At 74.2% G+C, this 22551-nt stretch carries 17 protein-coding genes and 1 riboswitch; of the genes, 7 read left to right on the forward strand and 10 right to left on the reverse strand.

Annotation, left to right across the window (positions count from 1 at the left end):
- Positions 1-39 precede the first annotated feature (39 nt).
- Positions 40-3645: a S8 family serine peptidase gene (locus OG994_RS10070; RefSeq protein ID WP_328852952.1), complete on the reverse strand. Its 3606-nt coding sequence runs from the start codon at positions 3643-3645 to the stop codon at positions 40-42.
- Positions 3646-3891: 246 nt separating this feature from the next.
- Between OG994_RS10070 and OG994_RS10075 the strand changes: the two genes are divergently transcribed.
- Positions 3892-4860 (forward strand): TrmB family transcriptional regulator, encoded by a 969-nt coding sequence (locus OG994_RS10075; protein ID WP_328852953.1) that lies wholly within the window; start codon positions 3892-3894, stop codon positions 4858-4860.
- Between the two features lie 44 nt (positions 4861-4904).
- Here the strand turns inward: OG994_RS10075 and OG994_RS10080 are convergent, their stop codons facing one another.
- Together OG994_RS10080 and OG994_RS10085 are read right to left on the reverse strand one after the other, a co-directional pair.
- Positions 4905-5243, reverse strand: a complete 339-nt coding sequence (locus OG994_RS10080; RefSeq protein ID WP_120329294.1) for a TraR/DksA family transcriptional regulator — start codon at positions 5241-5243, stop codon at positions 4905-4907.
- 13 nt (positions 5244-5256) lie between these two features.
- A complete protein-coding gene (locus tag OG994_RS10085) occupies positions 5257-6090 on the reverse strand; it encodes a rod shape-determining protein (RefSeq protein WP_328852954.1) in 834 nt (277 codons plus the stop codon).
- Positions 6091-6358: 268 nt separating this feature from the next.
- On the opposite strand from OG994_RS10085, the gene OG994_RS10090 reads away from it, so the two are divergent.
- The 3 genes from OG994_RS10090 (at position 6359) to OG994_RS10100 (ending at position 7837) form a co-directional block, all read left to right on the forward strand.
- Entirely contained in the window at positions 6359-6565 is a 207-nt protein-coding gene (locus tag OG994_RS10090) for a hypothetical protein (protein WP_328852955.1), read from the forward strand.
- Positions 6520-7461 (forward strand): rod shape-determining protein, encoded by a 942-nt coding sequence (locus tag OG994_RS10095; protein ID WP_328852956.1) that lies wholly within the window; start codon positions 6520-6522, stop codon positions 7459-7461. Before OG994_RS10090 ends, OG994_RS10095 begins: the two co-directional genes overlap by 46 nt.
- 103 nt (positions 7462-7564) lie before the next feature.
- Positions 7565-7837, forward strand: a complete 273-nt coding sequence (locus OG994_RS10100; RefSeq protein ID WP_120329298.1) for a potassium transporter TrkA — start codon at positions 7565-7567, stop codon at positions 7835-7837.
- Positions 7838-7847: 10 nt separating this feature from the next.
- Here the strand turns inward: OG994_RS10100 and OG994_RS10105 are convergent, their stop codons facing one another.
- From OG994_RS10105 to OG994_RS10115, 3 genes are all read right to left on the reverse strand, one after another.
- A complete protein-coding gene (locus OG994_RS10105; protein ID WP_240032987.1) occupies positions 7848-9092 on the reverse strand; it encodes a PucR family transcriptional regulator in 1245 nt (414 codons plus the stop codon).
- Positions 9093-9223: 131 nt separating this feature from the next.
- Positions 9224-11818, reverse strand: a complete 2595-nt coding sequence (locus OG994_RS10110) for a M64 family metallopeptidase (RefSeq protein WP_328852957.1) — start codon at positions 11816-11818, stop codon at positions 9224-9226.
- 217 nt (positions 11819-12035) lie between these two features.
- Positions 12036-12818: an SDR family NAD(P)-dependent oxidoreductase gene (locus tag OG994_RS10115; protein WP_328852958.1), complete on the reverse strand. Its 783-nt coding sequence runs from the start codon at positions 12816-12818 to the stop codon at positions 12036-12038.
- Positions 12819-13033: 215 nt separating this feature from the next.
- On the opposite strand from OG994_RS10115, the gene OG994_RS10120 reads away from it, so the two are divergent.
- The gene (locus OG994_RS10120) at positions 13034-13603 is read left to right on the forward strand and encodes a hypothetical protein (protein WP_328852959.1); all 570 of its coding nucleotides are present in this window, start codon (positions 13034-13036) and stop codon (positions 13601-13603) included.
- Positions 13604-13722: 119 nt separating this feature from the next.
- On the opposite strand, the gene OG994_RS10125 is transcribed toward OG994_RS10120, so the two are convergent.
- Together OG994_RS10125 and OG994_RS10130 are read right to left on the reverse strand one after the other, a co-directional pair.
- A complete protein-coding gene (locus OG994_RS10125) occupies positions 13723-15966 on the reverse strand; it encodes a penicillin acylase family protein (RefSeq protein WP_328852960.1) in 2244 nt (747 codons plus the stop codon).
- Between the two features lie 365 nt (positions 15967-16331).
- Complete coding sequence (locus OG994_RS10130) at positions 16332-16727, reverse strand: DoxX family protein (RefSeq protein ID WP_328852961.1); 396 nt, start codon at positions 16725-16727, stop codon at positions 16332-16334.
- A gap of 234 nt (positions 16728-16961) precedes the next feature.
- A riboswitch (glycine riboswitch) is annotated at positions 16962-17055 on the forward strand.
- Between the two features lie 272 nt (positions 17056-17327).
- On the opposite strand from OG994_RS10130, the gene OG994_RS10135 reads away from it, so the two are divergent.
- Complete coding sequence (locus tag OG994_RS10135) at positions 17328-19076, forward strand: amidohydrolase (protein ID WP_328852962.1); 1749 nt, start codon at positions 17328-17330, stop codon at positions 19074-19076.
- Positions 19077-19350: 274 nt separating this feature from the next.
- A complete protein-coding gene (locus OG994_RS10140) occupies positions 19351-20523 on the forward strand; it encodes an AI-2E family transporter (RefSeq protein WP_328852963.1) in 1173 nt (390 codons plus the stop codon).
- Positions 20524-20547: 24 nt separating this feature from the next.
- Here the strand turns inward: OG994_RS10140 and OG994_RS10145 are convergent, their stop codons facing one another.
- Positions 20548-21633 carry a phosphatase PAP2 family protein gene (locus tag OG994_RS10145; RefSeq protein WP_328852964.1) on the reverse strand — a complete coding sequence of 362 codons (1086 nt, stop codon included), beginning with the start codon at positions 21631-21633 and terminating at the stop codon, positions 20548-20550.
- A gap of 138 nt (positions 21634-21771) precedes the next feature.
- Positions 21772-22389, reverse strand: a complete 618-nt coding sequence (locus OG994_RS10150) for a TetR/AcrR family transcriptional regulator (protein ID WP_328852965.1) — start codon at positions 22387-22389, stop codon at positions 21772-21774.
- Positions 22390-22551: the final 162 nt, after the last annotated feature.

The following is a 22551-nucleotide window of genomic DNA, read 5'->3' on the forward strand; positions in this document are numbered from 1 at the left end:
CCGCGCCCCGCGCGGGGTCGGCCCGACCGGCCGGTGAGGTCAGGGCCGCACCTTCCAGGCCCGGGTGATGGTCTGGTCGATCCGGTTGCCGTCGCGGTCGGCGGCGGTGACCCGTACGGTGGCGAACGCCGCGCCGGGCGGCGCGGCCGGCACGGTCGCCGTCACCGTCCCGGTGCCCCGTACCGGCGCCGGGCGCCAGTGCGCGCCGTCGTCGTAGGACACCCACACGGTGACCTGGAAACGGCCCCGCCCGGACGCGCCGGGCTGGTAGCCGGGGGTCAGCGTCAGCGGGTACGGCCGGTCGGCGCGGACCACGTTGGACAGGTCGGTCCGGAGGTCGTAGCGGAGCTGCGGCAGCGGGAGCACCTGCGGCTCGTCGCCCCGGGGCCGCTTCGACCGGAACGTCCAGGTGGTGGACGTCGCCGTCGAGGTGGTCCACCAGACCCTCTCGGGGAAGGTGTCCCGGGTGACGTCCAGCGTCAGGCGGTACGTGCCGTTGCCGTTGCCGACGGTGAACTGGTGCGACGATCCGGTGGTGGTGCCCACGACCCGGTCACCACGACGCAGGGTCAACCGGGCCCGGTCGGAGCGGCCGTCGATCCAGCCGTACGTCGTCCCGGAGCCGTCGGCGTACTGGGGCACGGCCACCCGGATGGTGTCGTGCCACCGGTTGACCGGCGTCCCGTACGCGTAGTCGGGCGTGGTCTGCGGGACGGCGGGCCGGGTCAGGGCCGGGAACCACACCTCCCGGGCCCGCTCGCCGGGCCGGTACGCGCGCAGCGGGCCGTACACGGTGCCCTGGGTCCCGCCCAGGTTCTCACCCTCGGCGGTGGCCTGGGCCCGCCAGAGCACACCCCGGGTGCTCACGTGGTCGGTACGCCGCTGCGCCACGGTCACCGAGCGGTTGAAGTCGAAGGCGACGCCGACCCCGTCGGGGTACCCGGCCCTCGCGTCCAGCGCCCGCATCTCGGACCCGTGCTGGTGGAACTCGCTCTCCACGGTGGCCAGCGCCAGCTCACCGGTCGTGTAGCGCAGGTCGGCGGGAATCCGGTCCGGCTCGGTCAGCAGCAGGTCGTAGCGGTAGGGGCTGAGGGGCACGCCCGTCAGTCCGACCGTCACCGGCCCGGCCGCCAACCGCTCGCGCAGCCGCTGGCCGTCGGCGTACTCGATCTGGTAGGTCGGGACGGTCGCGCCGTAGCCGCTCGGGTAGACCCTCGCCGCCGTGTCCGGGGCGAGGAACACCGCCACCGCACCGGCCGCGGCCGCGGCCCGCAGTTGCTCCGCGACGGCGTCGTCGCCGACGTGGCGGAGCAGCAGCACGGCTCCGCGGGCGGCGCCGAGCCGGCCCGGCTCGCCGTCACCGCCGTCCACCAGCGGCGCCGTGCGGGTGCCGTCGAGCAGCGGCGCGCCCTCCACCGGCAGCGGGCGGGTCAGCGCGAAGCCACGCGCCCCGGTCACCTGGGCGGTCAGCTCGGGGGCCCGCAGGTCCCACCGGCTGAAGAACCGGAACGTGCCGGTGGAGACCGGGCGGGTCGGCACGGCGTACACGTGCCGCACGTTCGACGGGTTGAACGCCCAGCCGGACAGGTTCGACCGGCTCCCGGCGGTGCGCAGCCACGAGACGGCGCCGCTGCCGACCACGGTGGGGTCCGGGACGTCCATGCGGATCTCGTTGCCGGCGCGGGCGTCGAAGCGCAGGGTGCGGTCCGCGTCGACGCGCACCTCCGGGTCACCCGCCAGGGTCAGGTCCTTCTCGTTGCCGCCGGCGTCGAGGCTGTGCAGGAGCGCCATCACCGAGTAGCGGCCGGCGGGCAGCTCCACCGTGGCGCGGCCGTCGGTGAAGTGCCCGTAGTACTGCGCGCCCGTGTCCAGGTTCCACAGCTCCGCCCGGTTGACGAAGCCGGTCACCGGCCGTCCGTCCCGGTCGGTGGCCTCGATGGTGAGCGTGTGCACCGGTGGGGTGACGCGGAGACCGACGGGGGTGCGCAGCCGCACTCCGGCCCCGGTCGCCGTGAGCACCCCGGCGTACTGGTTCGGCGCGGTCGCCGCGGTGTCCAGCCGCACGGTGGCGGTCGCCCGTCCACCCGGTGCGATGGTGAGCCGGGACGGCGTGACGGTCAGCGCGGCGGCCCGGCCCGTGGCGCCGGCGTCGGTGGCGGTCACGGCCAGGTCGAGGGTGACCGGTTCCCGGCCGGTGTTGCGGTAGGCGACGTCGGCCGTGCGCGGGCCGGAGCCGGCGGGCACCTGCCCGATCACGAGGCCGGCGCTGTCGACGTGGACGGTCTGGCGCAGCGCCGCCGGCACCTCCACCCGGCCGACGCCCTGCTGCCAGACCGGCGCGGTGCCGACCGGGGTGGCGCTGCTGACGAGCGCGGCCTTGAGCTGTTCCGGGCGCCAGTCGGGATGCGCCTGCGCGAGGAGCGCCGCCGCGCCGGCCACGTGCGGGGCCGCCATGGAGGTGCCGGACATCGCCGTGTAGGAGGCGTCGACCACCTGCCCGAGCGAGGTGCCCGCGGCCCGGGCCGCCACGATGTCGACCCCGGGCGCGGTGATCTCCGGTTTGACGGCGCCGTCGTCGGGGCGGGGACCGCGGCTGGAGAAGTCGGCCAGCTCGTCGGTCTTGGACACGGCGCCGACGGTCAGCGCCGCGGTGGCGATGCCGGGTGTGCCGACGGTCTGCGGCCCGGGGCCGGAGTTGCCGGCGCTCACCACGAACAGCGCCCCCGAGCTGGCGCTCAGCGCGTCGACCGCCTCGCTGACCGGGTCCGGGCCGCCGTAGGACGGCGCGCCGAGGCTGAGGTTGACCACCCGTGCCCCCTGGCGTACCGCCCACTCCATGCCGGCGATGGCCCACGAGAGGTCGCCGGAGCCGGCGTCGTCGAGGACCTTGCCGACGAGCAGCCGGGCGCCCGGCGCCACCCCCTTCGCTCCGGCCCGTCCGGCCTTCCCGCTGCCGGCGATGGTGGCGGCGACGTGCGTGCCGTGCCCGACCCGGTCGACCGCGTCGCCGCCGTCGGAGGTGAAGTCCGCCGTGGCGGCCACGCGGCCGGCCAGGTCGGGGTGGGTCGGGTCGTACCCGGTGTCGAGCACCGCCACGGTGACGCCCCGCCCGTCGTATCCGGCCTTCCAGGCGGCCGGCGCGCCGATCTGGGGCACGCTGTCGGCGAGGTCGGCGCGCAGCCGCCGGTCCAGCCACACCCTCCGGGCACCGGCGGCGAGGGTACGCGGCCCGGTCGTCAGCGACTCCCACAGCGTCCGCAGCTCGGTCTTGCGTCCGGTGACGGCGACCGCGCCGATGCTGGGCAGGACCCGGGTGCGGGTGGCGCCCGGCGGTGTGTCGGGCACCGCCGCGCGGACGCCGTCGGCGGGCGGCCCGGCCACGAGCAGCGGAAGGGTCGCGCGGGCCGCGTCGTGGTAGCCCTCGGCGACCAGGTCCGTGACGTTGAACAGCGCCTCGTCCACGAGGCCGGCGGCGACGTACGGCACCGCCTCGTCCGGCACCACGTAGACGTCACCGTCGCGGTGGGACAGCCGGAAGCCGTGCCGGTCGGGGCCGCCCCGCTGGTCGATGGTCGCCTCCTGGCGGCCGTCGGTGAAGCGGGTGAACCGGACCACGTCACCCGTGATCAGCGTGACGGTGTACACCGACCCGGGCGACCCGGCTGGCGCAACTGCGTCAGCGGCGAAGGCCGAACCGGACGGAGGTGTCACGGCGATGACGGTGACCGCGGCCACCGCCGCGGCAAGCACCCTGCGTAACGAGCTGAACACGAGACTCCCCTTGACGTGCCGGCCGTACGGCAGGCAGCGTCACACCTCGTCAGCCGGACCGTAAAGGATCTAGAGTCAGCGCAGCTGTGACATGGCCCAGATGCGCCAGGGAGGACGATCGTGCTGCGACCGGCGGGGCTGAGCGTGGCGGAGGAGGCGACCTACCTCGCCCTGGTCCGGCAGGGCGCCGCGACGCCGGCGCAGCTGACCGTCCGGACCGGACTGACCCCCGCCCAGGTACGCCGCGCGGTGCTCACCCTGCGCCGCCGGGGCTTCGTGCACCACACCCCGGCCCCGGACGAGCGCGTCGTGCCGGTGCCCCCGGAGCTGGCCGTGGAGCAGCAGGTCCGCCGCCGGGAGGAGGAGCTGGAGGGCGTACGGGCGGCCGCCCGCCGCCTCGCCGAGGAGGCCCGCAGCCGCGCCACCAACCGGCGTACCGAGGAACTGATCGAGATCGTGTCCGGCCGGGCGGCCGTCGCGCAGGCCTTCGACCGGCTCCAGCACACCGCCCGCCAGCAGATGCGGGTGCTGGTCGCGCCGCCGTACGCCGTGCCGAAGGCCGTCAACCGCCAACAGCTCGAACGGCAGGCCGCCGGGGTCACCTACCGTGCGGTGTACGACGTGGACGCCCTCACCGACGCCGCCTTCCTGGAGAGCGTGGTGGTCCACGTCCAGGAGGGTGAGCACGCGCGCCTGGCGCACGGCCTGCCGACCAAGCTCGCCGTGGCCGACCGGGAGCTGGCCCTGCTGCCGCTGGCCTGGACGCGGGCGGCGCACGACGCCGCGCTGCTGGTGCATCCGTGCGGGCTGCTCGACGCGCTGATCGCGCTCTTCGAGACCGTGTGGAACCAGGCCACTCCCCTGTCCGTGGGCGACTCCGCCGGTCTCACCGCCGCGGCGACCGTCTCGGCCGCCGACCGGCACCTGCTCTCGCTGCTCGTCGCCGGGCTCACCGACGAGGCGGTCGGTGCGCGGCTGGGAGTCAGCCGCCGCACGGTGGTCCGGCGGGTGCAGCACCTCATGGAGCTGACCAACTCGCGGTCACGGATGCAGCTGGGCTGGCAGGCCCGCGAACGGGGCTGGCTCTGAACCGGATCGTCGTGCGGTGACGCCCGGCGCGACGGGTCCCGCCGTCAGGTCTGGTGTCGCTGGCAGGGGGCGCAGTAGCGGGCGTGCGGCAGGGCCTTCAACCGTCCCAACGGGATCGGTTCGCCGCACCGCTCGCAGACGCCGTAGCTGCCGTCGGTCATGCGGCGCAGCGCCTGCGCGGTGTCGGCGATGCCCTGGCGGGCGGCCGCGGCGAGCGTCTCGAGCGCCTGCGGCTCGTAGCCGCCGTGGCCCGGAAGCCGGGCGTACACCGTCAGCTCGGTGAGCCGGCGGGTGTGGGCGGCGAACTGGTCCTCGAGCATCGCGCGGAGCAGCTCCGTGTGCTCCTCGACCACGCCGGCGGGTTCCTGCGCGGAAAGGGCCATGGTGCCTCCCGGGTCACGAGACGGGCCACGTCCGGGTACGGGGCGGTGCCGGGTGGCGCAGCGCGGCCATCGCGGCGAGGGCCGCGCCGTTGAGCGCGGCCGTGCGGGGCGTCGGCGCGCGGTGCACCCGCAGGCGCAGCAGCTTCGACAGCGCCGTGGTCAGGTCGGGTTGCAGGGCGCCGTCGCCGACGAGGAGCATGCCGCGCGCCTTCGCGGCGGCGAGGTCCGCCGCCGGGAGGTCGCGCCGCAGGTCCCGGACCTGGTTCGCGACCACGTCGCCCAGCAGTCCGGCGGCGGTGCCGTGGGCGAGGTCCATGGTGCCCACGTTGGCGCGGCGGGCGGCGACGACACGTCCGTGCGAGAGGACGGCGACCTCGCTCACCTGCGCGCCGATGTCGGCCATGAGCAGCGTGCCGGCCGCGGCGCCGGAGCCGATCGCGGCGGCCCGGACGGCGTCGACGAACAGGATGCGGGAGGGCGCGAAGACGGTGTCGAGGACCCGCCGCATCGCGGCCTCGTCGGACTCGGCGGCCAGCAGGGGTCGGCACGCCACCACCACGGCGCCGGCGGGCAGCGGCTCGTCGTAGCGGCGGATCAGCTGGTCGAGGAGCAGCGCGCAGCCGTCGACGTCGACGACGCGGCCACGACGTACGAGCCGGCCCGCCGAGGAGAAGGCGTCCCCGCACGGGCCGGTGAGCGTGCCGCGGTGGGACGCCCAGACCCCGACGGTGCAGCTGCCCAGGTCGACCGCGACCGCCGTCGGTGTGGCCGCCGGTCGGCCGCCGGCGCCGGTCGTGGGCCGCCCGGCCGGGCGGTTGAGGGGACTGAGGTTCACGGGAGCGGTCACACCGACCCCTTTCCGTCGGGGAATCCATCATCGCCGCGGGTCGGCCGGTCGACAGGATCGGCGACCGGCGAAGAAGGGGCGGTGCTGGTTGCCGGCGTCCGGCAACCAGCACCGCCGGGCGGCGGGCCGTCCCGCGAGCCGGGAAGGCGCGATGCGGCTCGCCCCGCGCTCGCCGGCTTCCCGGTCGTGCGGCGGGTCCGGCGGGGGCACGGGTGCTCCGCTCGCAGGGCGCTGGCCGCTCCCGGTGGGGAGGGCTATGGTGTCCGGCATGCAGGACCAGCCCGGCATCGGCTGCGTCGGCGAGCGGGTGTCGCTGCCGATGCTGGCCGTGCTGGCCGTCCTCGCCGTGGTGCTGGCGGCCACGAGGGCCGTCGGGCTGTGCATCGTGTTCCGGTTGACGAGGCGCGCCGTTCCCGGCTGCGTCCCGGCGTGGTCGGCGGACCGGGCGCCGCCGGGTCTGCTGCCCGCCGCCTGAAGCCGTCCACCCGCGGCGCCGTACCCGGCGCCGTCGCCCGGTCCTGGGAGCACCATGCCCACGTCGTCCTCTCCCCGCCGCCGTTCCCGGCCACCGCGCCGACCCGTCCCGGCCCCTGCTCGCAGGGGGCGATGACGGTGCTGGCCATGGGTGCGTACGCCCGTCGAGGGCTGCGCCACTGCATCGCCCTGGACGTGGGCACGTCGACGGTGCGGCTGTGGACCTCGGCCACCGACACGACGATCAGCGAGCCCGCCGCCCTCGTCCGACGGGCGGGCGGCCGGCACGCCGTGGGACGCGCCGCCATCGAGCAGGCGAAGCGCGACGGCGGGACGCTCGTGTGGCCGGTGCGGGACGGCGTGGTCCGGGACTTCTTCGGCTGCGTGCACCTGCTCCGGCTCCTGCTCGCCCGCGCCGGGCAGTGGTACGCCGACGACCACCCCGTGCTCGTCGGCGTGCCGGCCACCGCCACCCTGCGGGAGAAGAAGGTGCTGGTGGCCGCCGTACGCCGGGCGACCGGCGGGCGGGTCAGCACGGTGGAGGAGCCGCTGGCGGCGGCGTTGGCCTGCCGGCCCGACTGGGGCGGTGACGACGTCGTCGCCGTGGACATCGGTTCCGGCCTCATCGAGGTGGCGCGCATCGCCGACCGGAGCGTCACCGCCGCGCAACGGGTGGACGTGGACGACCCGGTCGATCCGGTCCCCGCGATCGCCCGGTGCGTACGCGACCTGACGGCGCCGGGAACCGGGCGGCGACGGCTCCTGGTCACCGGTGGGGGCGCGGCGTCCGCGGGAGCGGCGGCACGCCTCGCCGGGTACACCGGCCGGTCCGTCACCATCCCCGCCGACCCGCAACTGGCCACGCTGACCGGTCTGCGGCTCCTGCTCACCCGCTGATCCCGTCCTGCCGCCGCCCGCCGCGGGCGCGACCACGTCGGTCATCCGCGGCGTCCCCGTCCGGCCGAGCGTGGCTCGGCGCACTGCGATTCCTGGAGATGTCATGGAGGTCGAGCTGACCCCGCTGCCCGGTATCGGGCTCCGCCGCACGTTCACGACGGCCGACGGGCGCCGCGTCGGTGTGATCAACCACTACGCGGGCGGCCGGCGTGAACTGATCGTCGACACCGGCGGGGACGACCCGGACGCCGCGTGCAGCCTCTCCCTCACCCGCAGCGAGGCCATGGCGCTGGCCGGGCTCCTCGGCATCCTCGACGTCGTCGACGTCGCCTTCACCGGACCCCGCGACGCCTCGCCGCCGCCGCCGAGGCGCTGAACGCCTTCGCTCAGACGGCGGGTAGCGGCTGCCGCGGCCAGTCGAGCGCGCGGGCCCCGAGGGTCGCCGCCTGCAGGGTGAACCGGTCGGTGGGGTCGGCGGGGTCGTAGCCGGTCAGCGTACGGACCCGGGCCAGCCGGTAGGTGACGGTGCGGACGGACAGGTGCAGCCGTCGCGCCGCCTCGGTGGCGACGCCGCCGCTGTCGAAGTACGCGGCCAGGGTCTCCAGCAGCGGCTGCGCGCCGCCCCGGGCGCGGGTCAGCGGGTGCAGGACGGCCTGCACGAGGTCGACCATGGCGGGCTGGTCGCGGAGCAGCACCCGGTAGATGAGCAGGTTGTGGGCGCCGACGACGGGCCGGTCCACCTTCAGCTGCCGGGCCATGGTCAGGGCCTCGCGGGCCTCCTCGTACGAGCGGGCGATGCCGTACAGGCCGGGATGGGGTCGGCCCACGGCGATCTGCCACGGCCGGCCCCTCGGCAGGCGGCTCAGCTCCGCGTACATCAGGTCGCCGAGCGGCACGGCGGTGGCCGCCGCCGCGAGGTCGGCGGCTCGGGCCGCGGGCTCGGCGGCGGTGGTCGCGGGATCCGCCGGGGCCAGGACGACGAGGAGCCCCTCCTTCGTGGCGACCAGCACGTCACGGTCGCCCAGCCGGTCGAAGATCACGGCCTCCAGGGCGCGGATGGCCGCCTCCGTGTCCGGCAGCCGCCGGCTCGGCGCGGCCAGCGCGACCTGGTGGGTCCGAGTCAGGTCCAGGCCGAACGGCTCGGCGCGCTGCACCAGGCCGCCGAGGTCGGAGTCGCCGCGCAGCAGGTCGTCGACGAGTTCCCGGCGCAGCGTCTCCTCCCGGCGCACCAGCTCCCGGCGCGCGGCGGCGTACCCCTCGGCGAGGGTCGCCACGGCGTCGTCGACCACCTGGAGCACCGCGTCGGCGGCCGCGAGGACCACGGCGCTGTCGCCGGAGCGCCGGAGCAGGGGCAGCTGCTGCCACATCCGCCGCGCCGCGGACAGGTACAGCTGCACGGCCTTACCGGCCGACACGCCCTGTTCGGCGGCGTGGCGGCCCAGTCGCTCGACGGCTTCCAGCTCGCTGCGCCGGGGCCGGCGGCCGGACACCGCGGCGTCGGCCAGCAGCAGCAGGTAGTCGCCGAGCAGTTCGACCGGCGCGCCACCGGCGTCCCGGCTGGCCGCCCGGGCCACGTCCGCCAGCCAGTCGTCGCCGGCCGCGGCCCGCCAGCGCTGGTCACCGTCGGCCACCGTCACGTCCTTTCCCGCGTCACCCAGTATCGCCCGGCCGCGGGCGGCGCGACGGCAACCGGGCACACGGGCGGGTGCGCCGCCGGGCGCGGCGGGCCGGATGTCCCCGGCCCGCCGCGCTCCGGTCGCCGCTACAGGGCCGCGCAGTCACCGCCCTTCGGGCCGTTCACCGTGTTCGGGGCGCCGAAGTCGGCGACCGCCGCGCTGTTGCCGGCGCAGCTCAGCGGGCCGTTGACCCGGCTGCCGACGAGGACGGGCCCGTACGCGCCGGCCAGCCGGCTGTACCGCTCGTTGGCGCTGACCTGGACGTTCTGCGACAGGGCGAGCGGGCCGTTGAACGTGCTCCCGGCGATCGTCACGTCCCGGGTGGTGCCGGCGATCCGGGCGGGGCCGTTCACCGTGCTGCCGAACACCTGCACCGCCTGGGCGCCGGTCGTCGTCAGCCCACCGTCGATCGTGCTGTCGCTGACGACGAGGGACGCGCCCGGACGCACCGACACGCCACCGGCCACCCGGGCGTCGCGCAGGCAGGTCACCCCGTCGCCGGCCACGACCCGCTGCTGCGGCCCGGTCAGCGTCCGCGTGCACTCCGGCGACCCGCCCGGCAGCACCGTGGCCCGGTACGCGCTCGGCTCACCGATATTGCCCGCCGGGTCGATGGCCCGGTGCTCGACGAGGTGCGTGCCGAAGCCCGGGACGAACCCGCCGCTGGGGTGGTCGTCCGGCAGCGTCTGCTCGAACGCCGCCTTCGACAGGCCGCCGGTGCCGAGGTTGCCGTACGTCAGCGCCTTGACGTCGGTGCCGGAGTGGCGGAACCGGAACGGCGACTCGGGCATCGGCTGTTCGGGGAAGCCGAAGTAGTTGTACCAGCCGTCCCTGTCGAGCCGGAACTGGCCGACGACGTGGCGCTCCTGGTCGTACCCGGTGCGGTCGTCCTGCGGGTCGAGCCACATGTCCCAACCGTTGAAGTACACCGGGTGCTCCAGGTCGCCGGACAGCCGGGTCAGCGGCTCCGACAGGCGGCGCGGCGCGGTCGGGCCGGCGTTGTCGACGGTCCACTCGATCCGGTCGGAGACGCTCCGGTCGGCCGGGTCGGTCACCGTGGCGGTGAGCCGGTGGGTGCCCGCCGGCAGGTCCAGCGCGCCCAGGTCGAGGGTCCGGCTGTTGTGCGGGTTCGGCAGCGCCCGGCCGTCGAGCGACCAGGACACGTCGAGGACGCGGTCGTTCGGGTGGTTGGTGCGTACGTAGACCACCTCGTCACCGGCGACCGGCTGGGTGGTCGGCGTCGCGCCGGTGATGGTGGCGGCGGGCGGTGACACCTCCGCCGTCGTCTCCCCCACCGTCCACTGCCGGGTCTGCACGAACCGGGGGCCGTTGTAGCCGGAGTTCGTGGCCGTGTTGCCGGTCGACGGGTTGCGGACCCAGTCGATGCCGTCGGGCCCCACGGGGTCGCGCACCTCGACGTGGACCACGGTCCCGGCCGGCAGGTCGAGGTCGCCGAGGTCGAGGTCGCGGCTGTTGTGCGTGTCGAGCACGGTGCCGTCCGGGCCGCCGACCCGCCAGGTCACCTGGAGTTCGTGGTAGCGCGGCTGCCCGGTCTCGACCCACAGGACGCTGTCGGAGGCCACCGTGCCGAGCGGGGTGTGCCGGATGCTCATCTGCCCGGCGTTCCGCATCCCGGTCACCCGGGCGACCATGTGTTCGAGGCCGACCTGGTCGAAGTCGAAGCCGATCCACCGCATCATCGAGTGCTCGCTGGGCCGGCGCTGGCCGCACGGGTACGACCCGCCGCCCTCGTGCAGCCCGATCGTGCCGCCGGACAGGCTCTCCTCACCGATCCACCGCCACCACTTGTGCTGGTCGGCGACCATCTTCGCCGGGTCGCTGTAGGTGGTGTGGTGGAAGCTGCTGGGCTCGCCGCCGATGTAGCAGGGCCGCACCACGTCACGGGAGGAGTACGGGTACTCGTCGGCCAGCGTGCCGAGCGAGTGGCCGATCTCGTGCAGAGAGATCAGCGGGCCCTGCGGGGAGCCGCCAGAGGTCGTCGCGTTGGTGCCGCCGATCCCGCCGTAGGTGAACGTGTTGAAGATGGCGAGGGTCTGCACGTTCTGCGACGTGCGGGGAATGCCCAGCACGGGCGCCACGTAGGTGTCGAGGATCCGGTTGTGCGCCTGGTTGCCGGTCTCGCAGGGATTGACCCCGGCCGGGTAGTAGGCGGCGTACTCCGCGCAGTCCACCGGCGCGCCACCGTAGACGGTGCCGCGCGACAGCGGGTCGTTGCAGCCGTTCTGGAAGATCATCCGCAGGGCGGTGTTCTTGCCGTTGACGGGGCCCTCCCGCTCACCGGTGTCGCGGATCGTGCCGTCGGGATGCCGTACGCGGCCGTCCGGGTCGCACCGGACGCCGTAGTCGATGGAGGCGATCTCCACGGCGTACACGTTGATGTAGTCGCGGTAGGTCCGGAACGGCTCGGTGGCCCACATGACCGCCAGGTTGCGGTCGACGTCGGCGAGGAAGAGCTGCTGCTGGTCCCACTGGTAGCCGTCGCCGAGGATGATCAGGTTCAGGCGCTCCGCGGCCGGGCCGGTGACCTGGATCGGATGGACCTTCGGCTCGGGCAGAGGCGTCGGCGGTCCGTCCGCCGGAGCGCCGCTCGCCGGACCGACTCCGCCCAGCAGCGTGGCCACCAGGGCCACCGCCGCGAGGGCGGCCACCTTCAGTCTCACTGGCTCCCCACCTCCCCTTCGTCCGCCGGCGTGTCCTCCGGCCACCCGACGCTAGTTCCGGCCGGGGGTGGGAAGCATTCGACACCTGACGGAACTTCCGCCGTCACCGACCGTTCAGCCGAAGTGCCGGCGCGGGGCGGGTGGACGGTCCCGGGGCGCGGGCGCTCACGGCGCGGGCCGCACGGCCCGGCCGAGCGTTATCGGCACCGGACGCCGCTCAGAGCGCGTGCCCGCCGGCCACCTGGAGGACCTGCCCGGTGATCCACCGGGCCTGGCGGGAGGCCAGGAACACGACGGCGTCGGCGATGTCGTCCGGATCCCCGACGCGGCCCATCGGCACGAGGTCGGCGACCCGCGCGGCGAGGTCGTGGCTCATCCATCCGGTCTGCACCGGCCCCGGGGCCACCGCGTTGACCCTGATGCCGCGCCGGGCGAGGTCGAGCGCGGTGGCGCGGGTGATCGCCTCCAGGGCCGCCTTGGACGTGCCGTAGCCGACCTGGCCCGGGAAGGCACGCGCCGCGTCGGTGCTGATGTTGACGACGCACGGCGCCTCCCCGCCGGTGTGCCGACGGGCGACCTCCGCGATCAGGAGTGCCGGAGCGATCGCGTTGACCCGGTAGTGGCGTTCGAGGGAGCCGTGGCTCAGCTCGTCGATCGTGTCCGGCGCCTCGCAGTGCGCCGCGTTGTTGACCAGGACGTCCACGGATCCGGCACGGGCGACGACCGCGTCGACCAGTTCGCGTGCCGCCTCGGGTGCGGCGAGGTCGGCGCTCACGGCGAAGGCGCCGTTGCCGAGTTCCCGCGCGAGGCGCTCGGCGTCCTCGGCGGCCGGGGTGACGTGCGCCCACTCCGTCCCGGCCGGGGCGGGCGGGTCCTGTGCCAGGTAGTGGATCGCGACCCGTGCGCCCTGCCGGGCGAAGGCCCTGCTGATGGCCGCGCCGATGTTGCCCGCACCTCCCGTGACGAGCACCGTCCTGCCGGCGAGCCCCGGATCGATCACCGCCACCCTCCTGACGTGCCTGCGGCACAGGGCCGCGCGACCGTGGTCCGCCGACACCCTAGGGGGCGGCCCGCCGTCGGGCGACCTGATTCGGACGCCGGCCGCCTCCGCCGCGGACCGGACTCGCGAAGGTCGGCGTGGCCCTCGGCCGGCCGACTCGGGAACGTCGACCCGCGACTGTCGCTCCCGGCGCCGCCGGCTGGGAGGATCGGCGCGTGTGGTCCCGAACGTTCCCACGGCTCGCGCTGGCCGTCGGCCTCCTGGCGGCGGCGCCGGCCTGCACCACCCAGGACCGGGGGGCGGCCCCCGACGCGTCCGCTCCGGTCCGGCCGGTGGTCTCGCCGCTGCCTCCGCTGCCGCCTGAAGGGCTGCGCCTGTCGTGCGGGGACGCGATTCCGGGCACGGCGCCGCCGCCGGGGTACCGCACGGTCGCCGGAGCGGTCGCCGTGCCCACCGCCGTCCTCGGGTACGACCGGTCGCCCGACGGTCCGGAGCCGGCGTGGTGGTTCGCCAAGTGGGGGCTGTACGTCCGCGCCGGAGCGGCCGTCGAGGTGCGGGTGGCACCCGGGTGGGCGGGCCGAGCGCGCATCGGATGGGGCCGGGACGCCATGCCCGCGGAGACGGTGCAGGTGGGGCCGTGCCCCGCCGCGTCGGCCACGTGGCTGGTCTTCACCGGCGGGACGTGGGTGTCGGATCCGTCGTGCGTCCCGCTCGTCGTCGACTCCGGAGGGCAGCGGGTCGACGTGCCGGTCGCCGTCGGTACGCCGTGCGCGGGGCCGCGCTGACAGGGGCGCACCTCGTGCCCCCACGCTGGGGCCCGGCCCCCGCCGTGGCCGCCGTCGCGCCCGCGGCAGTGCGGCCGGACCCCGTCGTCCGAGGCCCGGCCGGGCTGTCCGCGCGCCGGTCACTGGCCCGGCTTGTACCTCCGCTCGATGTGGCCCTTCAGGTCCTCCGGGTAGAAGTAGACGGGGCGCAGGTCGCCGTTGGCGTACCGTTCGGCCTGGTCGTTGAAGTGCGGCGAGTCGGGGTGCCCGCTCGCGCCTCCGGCCGTCACCGCCCAGGCGCGCAGCCGCGGCCCGAACTCGACGACCGCCACGAAGCTGTTGCCGCTGGTGCCGTAGTAGCGCTTCGTGCCCGGGTAGCGGCGCGCGCCGAACGAGGCGAGCGAACCCCACTGCGCGGAGGTGAAGGGCACCGGGATGCTGGGCTTGGCGTCGTCGAAGGTCTGGGTGATCGCGCCGTCGTTGCGCTGGAAGCGGTTGATCTCGCCCCACGGCACCTGCCAGCTGCCGAAGTCCTGCGTAAGCCGGTTCGTTGCCTCCGCGAGGGCGGTGAGCCGCTGCGGGTCGGTGGCGCGTTCGGCCAGGTAGTCCCACATGGACATGCCGGCGTCGCGGGCCGCCTGCGCCAGGGGCGCCCACAGCGCCTCACCCCAGAACACGGCCAGGGACGTCGCGGTCGACTCCGCGCTCCAGCGGTGGTCCCAGTCGCGGAGCAGACCGACCGGGCCGGCGAGCGCCGACTTCTGCGGGTCGTCGTCGGGCAGCTTGTCCCACGCGGCGACCAGTTGCGGCACGAGCCGGGCGAACGCCGTGAGGTACCGGTCGAAGGCCGCCTCGATCAGCGTCTGCGGCGTGAAGTCGGTGCGGGCGCTGAGCACGCGGATCGCCTGCGGGCCGCGCGGGTTCTCCCCGGCCTGGTCGAAGTAGCGCGGGTAGTCCTCCGCCCGGGGGCTGTCCGGGCCGGCGGCGGTCCACGGCCAGTTGTTCGTGTTGAACGTCCAGCCGTTCCTCGGGTTCACCACCTGCGGGAGGCTCCGCAGGGTGTGCAGCCCGTGCCAGTCGGTCTCCGGGTGGCTGCCGTCGACGGGCTTGCGGTAGTCGAAGCGGTCCTCGCGTACGGGCATGAACTGCGGCACCAGGAACGCGATCTCACCCTTCGCGCTCGCGAACAGGGTGTTGTTCGAGCTGTTGGCCTTGAGCCCCGCCACGGCGATGTAGCTCGCGTAGTCGCGCGTCTTGGTGCGCAGGAAGCTCTGTTGCAGCGCCTCGACGGGCCGGTTCATGAGGGCGAACGCGATCCACTTGCCGTCGGCCTCTCGCACGATGGGCCCGTGGTGGGTGGCGTACGTCGTGAACCGCCGGCGCGCCAGCCCGCCCTCGGCCGTACGGTAGGACAGCGTGATCGTCTTCGTGGTCACCGGCCGCAGCCGCGTGCCGTACCGGTAGGAGCGGCGGCCGTCCGGCCCGGTCACGATCGTCTCGGCGAACTCGTCGACGTTGTCGACGCCGCTGGACGTGTGCATCCATCCGGTGTGGGCGTTGAAGCCCTGGTAGATGAAGAACTGGCCCCAGGTGGCCGCGCCGTAGACGTCGAGCCCCTCGCCGCTGGTCACGTGCTGCTCGGAGCGGAAGAAGAAGCTGGTGTGCGGGTTGATCAGCAGCAGCGCGTGGCCGTCACGGGTGTGGCTGGGCGCGATGGCCATGCCGTTGGAGCCGCTGGGCTCGCGGAACAGCAACCCGCGTTCCTCGTCGGTCATCGGCGCCGAACGCCCCTCGTAGAACGCCTGGAGCTGGCTGAGCGGCACCCGCTCGATGTCGCCGCCGATGCTGCCCTCGGAGAAGCTCAGCGGCATCCACGGCTCGAACCGCGTGATGACGCGCGGGCGCACCTCGGGGTGGGTCGCGAGGTAGTAGTTGAGGCCGTCCGCCCAGGCCTGCATGAGCTTCCGCAGCCAGTCGGGGCAGGCGGCGTAGTACCTCTTCAGGGTCTCGGGGTCGATGAACAGCCGCTGGCGCAGGTCCTGCCAGATCGCGCTCTCGCCCTCGGCCTCGGCGAGACGGCCGAGGCTCACCAGGTAGTTGCGCTCGATCCGGTTGAAGTCGTCCTCGGCCTGGGCGTACATCATCCCGAACACGGCGTCGGCGTCCGTCCTGCCGGTCACGTGCGGGATGCCCCAGTCGTCGCGGGTGATCGTCACGTGTGCCGCCTGCCGGCGCCAGCGGGCGAGATCGGATCCGCCCTTCCCGGCCGCGGTCGCGCCGCCGGTCGGCAGTCCCGCCGCGACGGCGGCGGCGCCGGCGGCCAGTCCGGCTGCGCCGCCCAGGATGCGGCGCCGGCTCAGCCCGTCGTTCTGCGCGTGGTCCATGGGGGTGGTCCACCTTTCTCGAAAGGGACGGTGCGGTGGTGGGGCGATCCGGGTGGATCGGCTCGTGGCATCCGCGGGGTCGGCGCCCGAGGCGCCGCGGCGACTGCCGGTTCGCGGACTCCCAGCACGGCGGCCTGTCCCTACCGGACGGACCCGGCGGTGCCGGTCGCGCGTGGGTGAGGTGCGCCGGAGGCGCCGGCGCAGGGTCGGGCGGCGGCGCGGTGCCCGCCGTTCGGCCAGGGGACGACAACGATCATCGCCACCTCCCCGACCACTCGGTGATCAACCCGCTCCGACATGACTACCACTCGTGGGGCGGACGGGCAATAGAGATCAACAGATATTCGCCCTGATCGCAGGCCGGGTCACGGCCGGCGCGCGTGATCGCTCCGCGACACGAGGGGCGGGCGGCGGAGCCAGGCGACCAGCACGGCGGCGGCCAGGTGCGCCAGCGCGACCACCGGCGACGTACGGAGCACGGCCACGTTGGTGACGACCGCGCCGGCCAGCAGGCACACGAGACCGAGCGCCGCGTAGCCGGCCAGCCGGGGGATCACCAGGCCCACCCCGCCGGCGACCTCCAGTGCGCCCACCGCGTAGCGGAACCACTGCCCGGCGCCGATGTCGTCGAACATCGCCACCATGGCGGGATTGCCGCCGAGCTTGGCCGTTCCTGCGGCGACCATCGCGAGCGCCAGCGGCACCTGCGGTATCCACCGCAGGTGACGGACGCGGCCCGGCGACAACTGCTTCGTGGTCATGGCGATCCCTTCGACGGCGGTGCCTGCCACCGGTACGTCGAAGCGGCGCCCCGGCGCCGGACACCCGCGACACCGCTCCCGGCGGCCGGGCGTGGCGCGGCGCGCGACCGCACCACCGACCGTGCGGGTTCACGACCAGATACGCATTGGCGTCGGTAATAATCTTTTACGGGCAACCATGGGATGAGGGTTGACATCCGCGGGCCCTGTTGGTTTGGATCGACACTAGCCGTTTGAGGAGCTGCAGGAGAGTCCTCCCTCTGGCCAAGGGAGGCGCCGAAGGAGCAACTTCCCGGAATCTCTCAGGCCCAGGTACTGCAGTTCCGAGGCGCCACTGGAGAGCAGCGGCGTATGCCGCTCACCGAAGGGGGAAGCCAGCGCGAGCTGGTGACACTCTCAGGTAAACAGACAGTGGGGACGGTGGGCGCCCGTTGCGTCCAATCGACAGTCGGCTCAACGTCATGCCCTTTTCCGTCGACCCCCAATTTGTCACTCCTCCGCGGGATCCTCCATTTCGGATTGCCCGTTGCTCACCATTTCGGCATGCCGACGACCCGCTGTCACTGTCCGGTTGATCAGCTTCTGGTCGAGGAGAGCAACGTGTGTGAAACCGATCATCTCGATTCGTCCGGGTACAGCCGTCGCGATCTGCTCGGGCTCCTCGGCGCCGCCGGCGCCGGGCTCGCGGTCGCTCCCATCCTGACGTCGGACCCGGCCCTGGCCGCCGCGTCGGATCTCGCGCTCGACCCCGCGACGATGCCGGCCGATCCCGTGAACTACGAGGCGCCGACGGGTCTGGCCGTCGACTCACAGGCGAAGGACGCGGCCCTCTCGTGGATCGACCGCGAGTCCGACCGCATCATCGGCCTGAACGACCGGATCTGGGAGTACGCGGAGCCCTCCCTGGCCGAGTGGAACTCGTCGTGGGCCGAGGCGCAGTTCCTGAAGGCGAACGGCTTCACGATCGAGTGGGGGTCGGGCGGCATGCCCACCGCGTTCGTGGCGACGTTCAGCAACGGCACCGGCAAGCCGGTGATCGGCTTCAGCGGTGAGTACGACGCGCTGCCGGGGCTGTCGCAGGAGAAGTCCAACCCGCAGCACTCCCCGCTCGTCTACCACCACGACCCCTACTCGCCCACGTACGGCTTCGGCCACGGCTGCGGGCACTGCGCGCTGGGCGCCGCGGCGGCCGGCGCGGCGGTGGCGACCGCGAAGGCGATGAAGGCCCGCAACCTCGACGGCACCATCAAGTTCTTCGGCTCCACGGCCGAGGAGCAGCTGGTCGGCAAGTCGGTCGCCGTGAAGGCGGGCGTCTACCGGGGCCTGGACGCCTTCGTCGACTGGCACCCGGCCACCGGCAACAGCACCAGCTGGGGCTCGGGCAACGCGATGTACAGCGTCGCGTTCCAGTTCCTGGGCACCGACGGCCACGGCGGCTCCCCGTTGAGCACCCGCTCCACCCAGGACGCGGTCACGGCGATGGCGATGCTCACCGAGTTCCTGCGGGAGAGCGACATGGCCCACACCGCCCGCATGCACCACGCCATCCGCCAGACCGGGCAGGCGCCGAACGTCTTCCCGACGCTGTCGAGCATCTGGTACTACGCGCGGGAGGGCAGCCCGGCCCGCGCCAAGATCCTCATGGACAAGATCGTCAAGTGTGCCGAGGCGGCCGCCCTGGCCACCGGCACCCGCATGCAGTACCGCATCATGGGCGGCGTCTGGAACAAGCTCGGCAACAAGCGCGGCGCCGAGTTGATGTACGCCAACATGACGCAGGTCGGCGCGCCGACGTTCTCGGAGGCCGACCAGCGCTTCGGCAAGGCGTTGCAGAGGTCGAACGGGTCGGCGGAGACCGGCTTCTCCTCCACGATCAGTGAGCTCCGGCCCCCGGCGCCGGTGTTCATGGGCGGCGGCTCCACCGACGTCGCCGACATCAGCTGGCAGGTGCCCACCATCTCCATGGGCACCGCCCACCAGCCCGGCGGCACGAAGAACCACTCGTGGCACCACACCGCCACGGCGGCGTCGCACGCCGGGCACGTGTCCATGCTGGCCGCCGCCAAGTACCTGGCCGCCACCACCGTCGATCTGCTGACCCAGCCGACGGTCATCGCCGAGATGAAGGAGGAGTTCGAGCGGCGTACGGCGAAGATCAAGTGGAAGAGCATGCTGCCGAACGACTACGAGCTGCCCCTGTACGAGCCGCCGAAGTGGTTCCTGGAGCGGACCCGGCAGTCCTGGCCGCCGCGCGGGGTCACCTGGCCGCCCCGGCGGGTCGTCTCCACCGAGACCGCCCCTGACCTCGGGCCGAGCCTGCCGCCGTCGAACCTGCCGCCGCTGGAGTAGCGCCGGTGGGCCCGGCGTCGCCGGGCCGGAGCACGGGTGTGGTGTCGGGGCGCGGCCCCGGCACCACACCGCCGTGTCCGCGTCGCACGCCCTTTCGGGCGACGTACGCCGGCCCGTGACGCGGGCCGGTGCTCGTCCGTGACGCGGGGCGGCGCGGGCCCGCGATGCCGGTCACCGCTCGTCCGTGCGCCGGTCGGCGGTCCGTGATGCCGGTCACCGCTCTTCTACGACGCCGGGCGGCGCCGGCTCGACGAGGATGTCTAGGGTTATGCCGATGCCTTCCTCGCTGAACGCCTCGAAGACGCGGGCCGCCCTGCGGGCCTCGGCACGCGTCTCCCTGGACATGCTGCTGGTCCTGCTGGGCACCGGGGTGGTCCTGTGGATCATGGGCCGGATGTGGTCGGTCGTCTGGCCGCTCGTGATCGCCCTGCTCCTGACCACGTTGACCTGGCCGCTGGCCCGCTTCCTGCGCCGGCACGGCTGGCGCCCGGCGCTGGCCGCGTCGACCGTGACCCTGCTGTTCCTCCTCGCCGCCGCCGGGATCGTGGTGCTCATCGCGGTGCCGGTCGCGTCGCAGTCCGGCGAGCTGGCCGACGGGGTCGTCGACGGGATCCAGCACCTGCGCGAGTGGGCCTCCGGCCCGCCGCTGAACATCGGCGACGACGAGATCAGCGAGGCGCTCGACGCCGGGGTCGCCCGTGTCCAGGACAGCGTGGGCAGCATCGTGACCGCCACGGTCACGGGTGTGGGGACGATCGTCAACGGGGTCGTCACCGCCGTCCTGGCGGTGTTCCTCATGTTCTTCTTCCTCAAGGACGGCCCCCGGTTCCTGCCCTGGCTCACCCGCCAGCTCCCCGGCCGCCTCGCCGTGGACGTGCCCACCGTGGCGGCCCGCAGCTGGGACACCCTGGGCGCGTTCGTGCGGTCCCAGGCGTTCGTCGGTCTGTTGGACGCCGTCTTCATCGGCCTCGGCCTGTGGATCGTCGGGGTGCCGCTGGTGCTGCCCCTGGCCGTGCTGACGTTCGTGGCGGCGTTCGTCCCCATCGTGGGTGCCCTGTTCGCCGGGTTCGTCGCCGTCCTCATCGCACTGGTGTCGAACGGCCTGACCGACGCGCTCATCGTGCTCGCCATCATCGTGGCGGTGCAGCAGCTCGAAGGGAACGTCTTCCAGCCCATGGTGCAGAGCCGCGGGCTCGGCCTGCACGCGGCGGTCGTCCTGCTCGCGGTGACGCTGGGCGGCAGCCTGGCCGGCATCGTGGGCAGCCTGCTGGCGGTGCCGGCCGCCGCGCTGGTCGCCGTGATCTGGAACTACCTGCGCGAGCAGTTGAGCGACCCGCCCGAACGGGCCGCACCGGAGCAACCGGACCCGGACCCGACCGACCCGGCCGGTGAGCCGGGCCCCGACCGCCCTGCGGCGGGCGCCACCGCGGCCGAGCAGCCCGCCTGACGGCGGGGCGAGCACCGGACGGGTTCAGGCCCCCTCGGTGACGGCCGGCTCGGGTTCCAACGGGCGTGAGGCGGTACGCCAGCCGGGGCCGCCCGGGATCGCCGGGTGGCCGCCGGGCGACCCGGTCCGGGTGACGGCGGCCAGCGACGGCGCCGGATCCACGACCGTCGACGCCGGAGGCACGACAGGCGCCGTCCGCGGCATCGGGGCGGGCGCGAAGGCCGTCCCGGGTGGGGTCGCCGTCCCTGATGCTGCCGCCCTCCCGGGAGCAGTCGCCCTCCCTGATACGGCCGCCGTCCCGGGTGCGGCCGCCCTCCCCCATCGGATGGCGGGCGTCATCGCCGCCCGTGCGCGGGTCGCGAGCGCGATCGCCGTCCGCGTTCCGGGCACGGTCGCCGCCCGGGCGGCCGGCGCGGTCCGCGGTCCCGGTGCAAGCAGCAGGATGGTGCCGAGCAGGGCCAGGGCGGCGACGGCGTCGAGCCAGTAGTGGTTCCCGGTCACCACGACGACGGCGAGGGTGAGCACCGGGTGCAGCAGCCAGAGCCACCGCCAGCGGCTGCGGCCGGCGGCGACCAGGACGATGGCGACCACCGCGGCCCAGCCGACGTGCAGGGAGGGCATGGCGGCGTACTGGTTGGAGAGGGTGTCGGTGGCGGGATCACCGTAGGCGCGGGGGCCCACGAGCTTTCCCGTGTCGAGCACTCCGGTGGCGGACAGCAGCCGCGGCGGCGCCATGGGCACGAGCGCCTGGATGGCGAAGCCCACGGCGGTCAGCGCCGCGAGGAGCGTCCGGGCCCACCGGTACAGGGCGGGCCGGAACAGGTACGTGAACAGCAGTAGCGCCGCGGTGGCGGGAAAGTGCACCGAGGCGTAGAAGCGGTTCGCGGCGCGGACCAGGTGGTCGTGCGACAGCAGGATCCCCTGCAGGGTGGCCTCGTCGGGCAGTCGCACGGCGCGCTCCAGCCCCCAGACGTGTGTGGCGTTGGCGTACGCGCTGGAGAGGTCCCCGACCGCGACCAGCCGTCCGAGCTTGTACGCCAGGAACAGCGCGGCGACGAGCAGCAGCTCCCGGAGGGGGTGCGGGCGGGTCCCGCGGTCGTCGGCGCCCACGGCGGTCCTTTCACGACGAGGGTTGGGCAGGTGTGGGACCTCGCCGCCGGCGGGCGGCCCCACGGGAGGGGAGGCGGGTCAGCTCCGGCTCGGTGCCGTGCGTGACGCGCACGTCGGCCGGGCCGGCGGGCGCCGGGTTCAGGTGGCCGGTGCGGCGCGGCCGAGCGGGAGGCCGTCGCGCAGCTGGGTGATGCTCGCCCGGACGAGGTCCGGGAGGCTGGCGTCGGTGTCGCCGTCGGCCCAGAACGTGACGACCGCCCGCATGAGGGCTCCGGGCACGGCCGCCAGCAGGTGCGGGGCGAGGTCACGCTCGACGTCGGCGCCCGTCCGCTCGGCGATGACCTCGGCGATGAGCCGTTCGACGTGGGCGAACACCGTCAGTTGCTGGGCCAGCAGCGCCGGGTTCGCCGCGGAGACGCGCACCAGCACGGCGATGTCGTCCCGGTCGCCGAGCACGTTCGTGATCGCCTCGGGCAGGACGTGGGCGAGCGAGTCCCACACCGGCTCGTCGGCGGGCCGGGCGCGCAGCGCCTCCACGAGCGAGGACGCGCGTTGCACGATCCCGTCGAGGATCGCCTCCTCGCGGCTGGAGAAGTAGTTGCGGAAGGTCCGGGGTGAGACGTCCACGGTCGCGGCGACCGTCTCGGCGGTCACCGCGTCGATCCCGCGCTCCACCATCAGCGACCATGCCGCCTGGCTCAGCGCCGCGCGGGTCGCCCGCTTCTTGCGCTCGCGAAGGCCAACGTCCGAGGTCACGCGACCACTATCCGCGAAACTTGCTTTTCCGGCAAAGTTTCCAAGAGGGAAAAATCGTGTGCCCGATCACAGCGCCGCGCCCCCGATCCCCTCCCGCGATCTTGCACTTTCCGCCCCGGCGAACCGGGATGAAACGCCCGTATCGGGGGCACGAAGTGCAAG

This window comes from Micromonospora globbae (assembly GCF_036184225.1).
Lineage (GTDB): Bacteria > Actinomycetota > Actinomycetes > Mycobacteriales > Micromonosporaceae > Micromonospora > Micromonospora globbae.

What these genes read in the sequence shown, in the direction of transcription:
- OG994_RS10090 (WP_328852955.1), top strand. Translation starts at nt 6,359, where the DNA reads ATGCAGGACCAGCCCGGCATCGGCTGCGTCGGCGAGCGGGTGTCGCTG.
- OG994_RS10100 (WP_120329298.1), top strand. Translation starts at nt 7,565, where the DNA reads ATGGAGGTCGAGCTGACCCCGCTGCCCGGTATCGGGCTCCGCCGCACG.
- OG994_RS10125 (WP_328852960.1), bottom strand. Translation starts at nt 15,966, where the DNA reads ATGGACCACGCGCAGAACGACGGGCTGAGCCGGCGCCGCATCCTGGGC.
- OG994_RS10080 (WP_120329294.1), bottom strand. Translation starts at nt 5,243, where the DNA reads ATGGCCCTTTCCGCGCAGGAACCCGCCGGCGTGGTCGAGGAGCACACG.
- OG994_RS10140 (WP_328852963.1), top strand. Translation starts at nt 19,351, where the DNA reads ATGCCTTCCTCGCTGAACGCCTCGAAGACGCGGGCCGCCCTGCGGGCC.
- OG994_RS10130 (WP_328852961.1), bottom strand. Translation starts at nt 16,727, where the DNA reads ATGACCACGAAGCAGTTGTCGCCGGGCCGCGTCCGTCACCTGCGGTGG.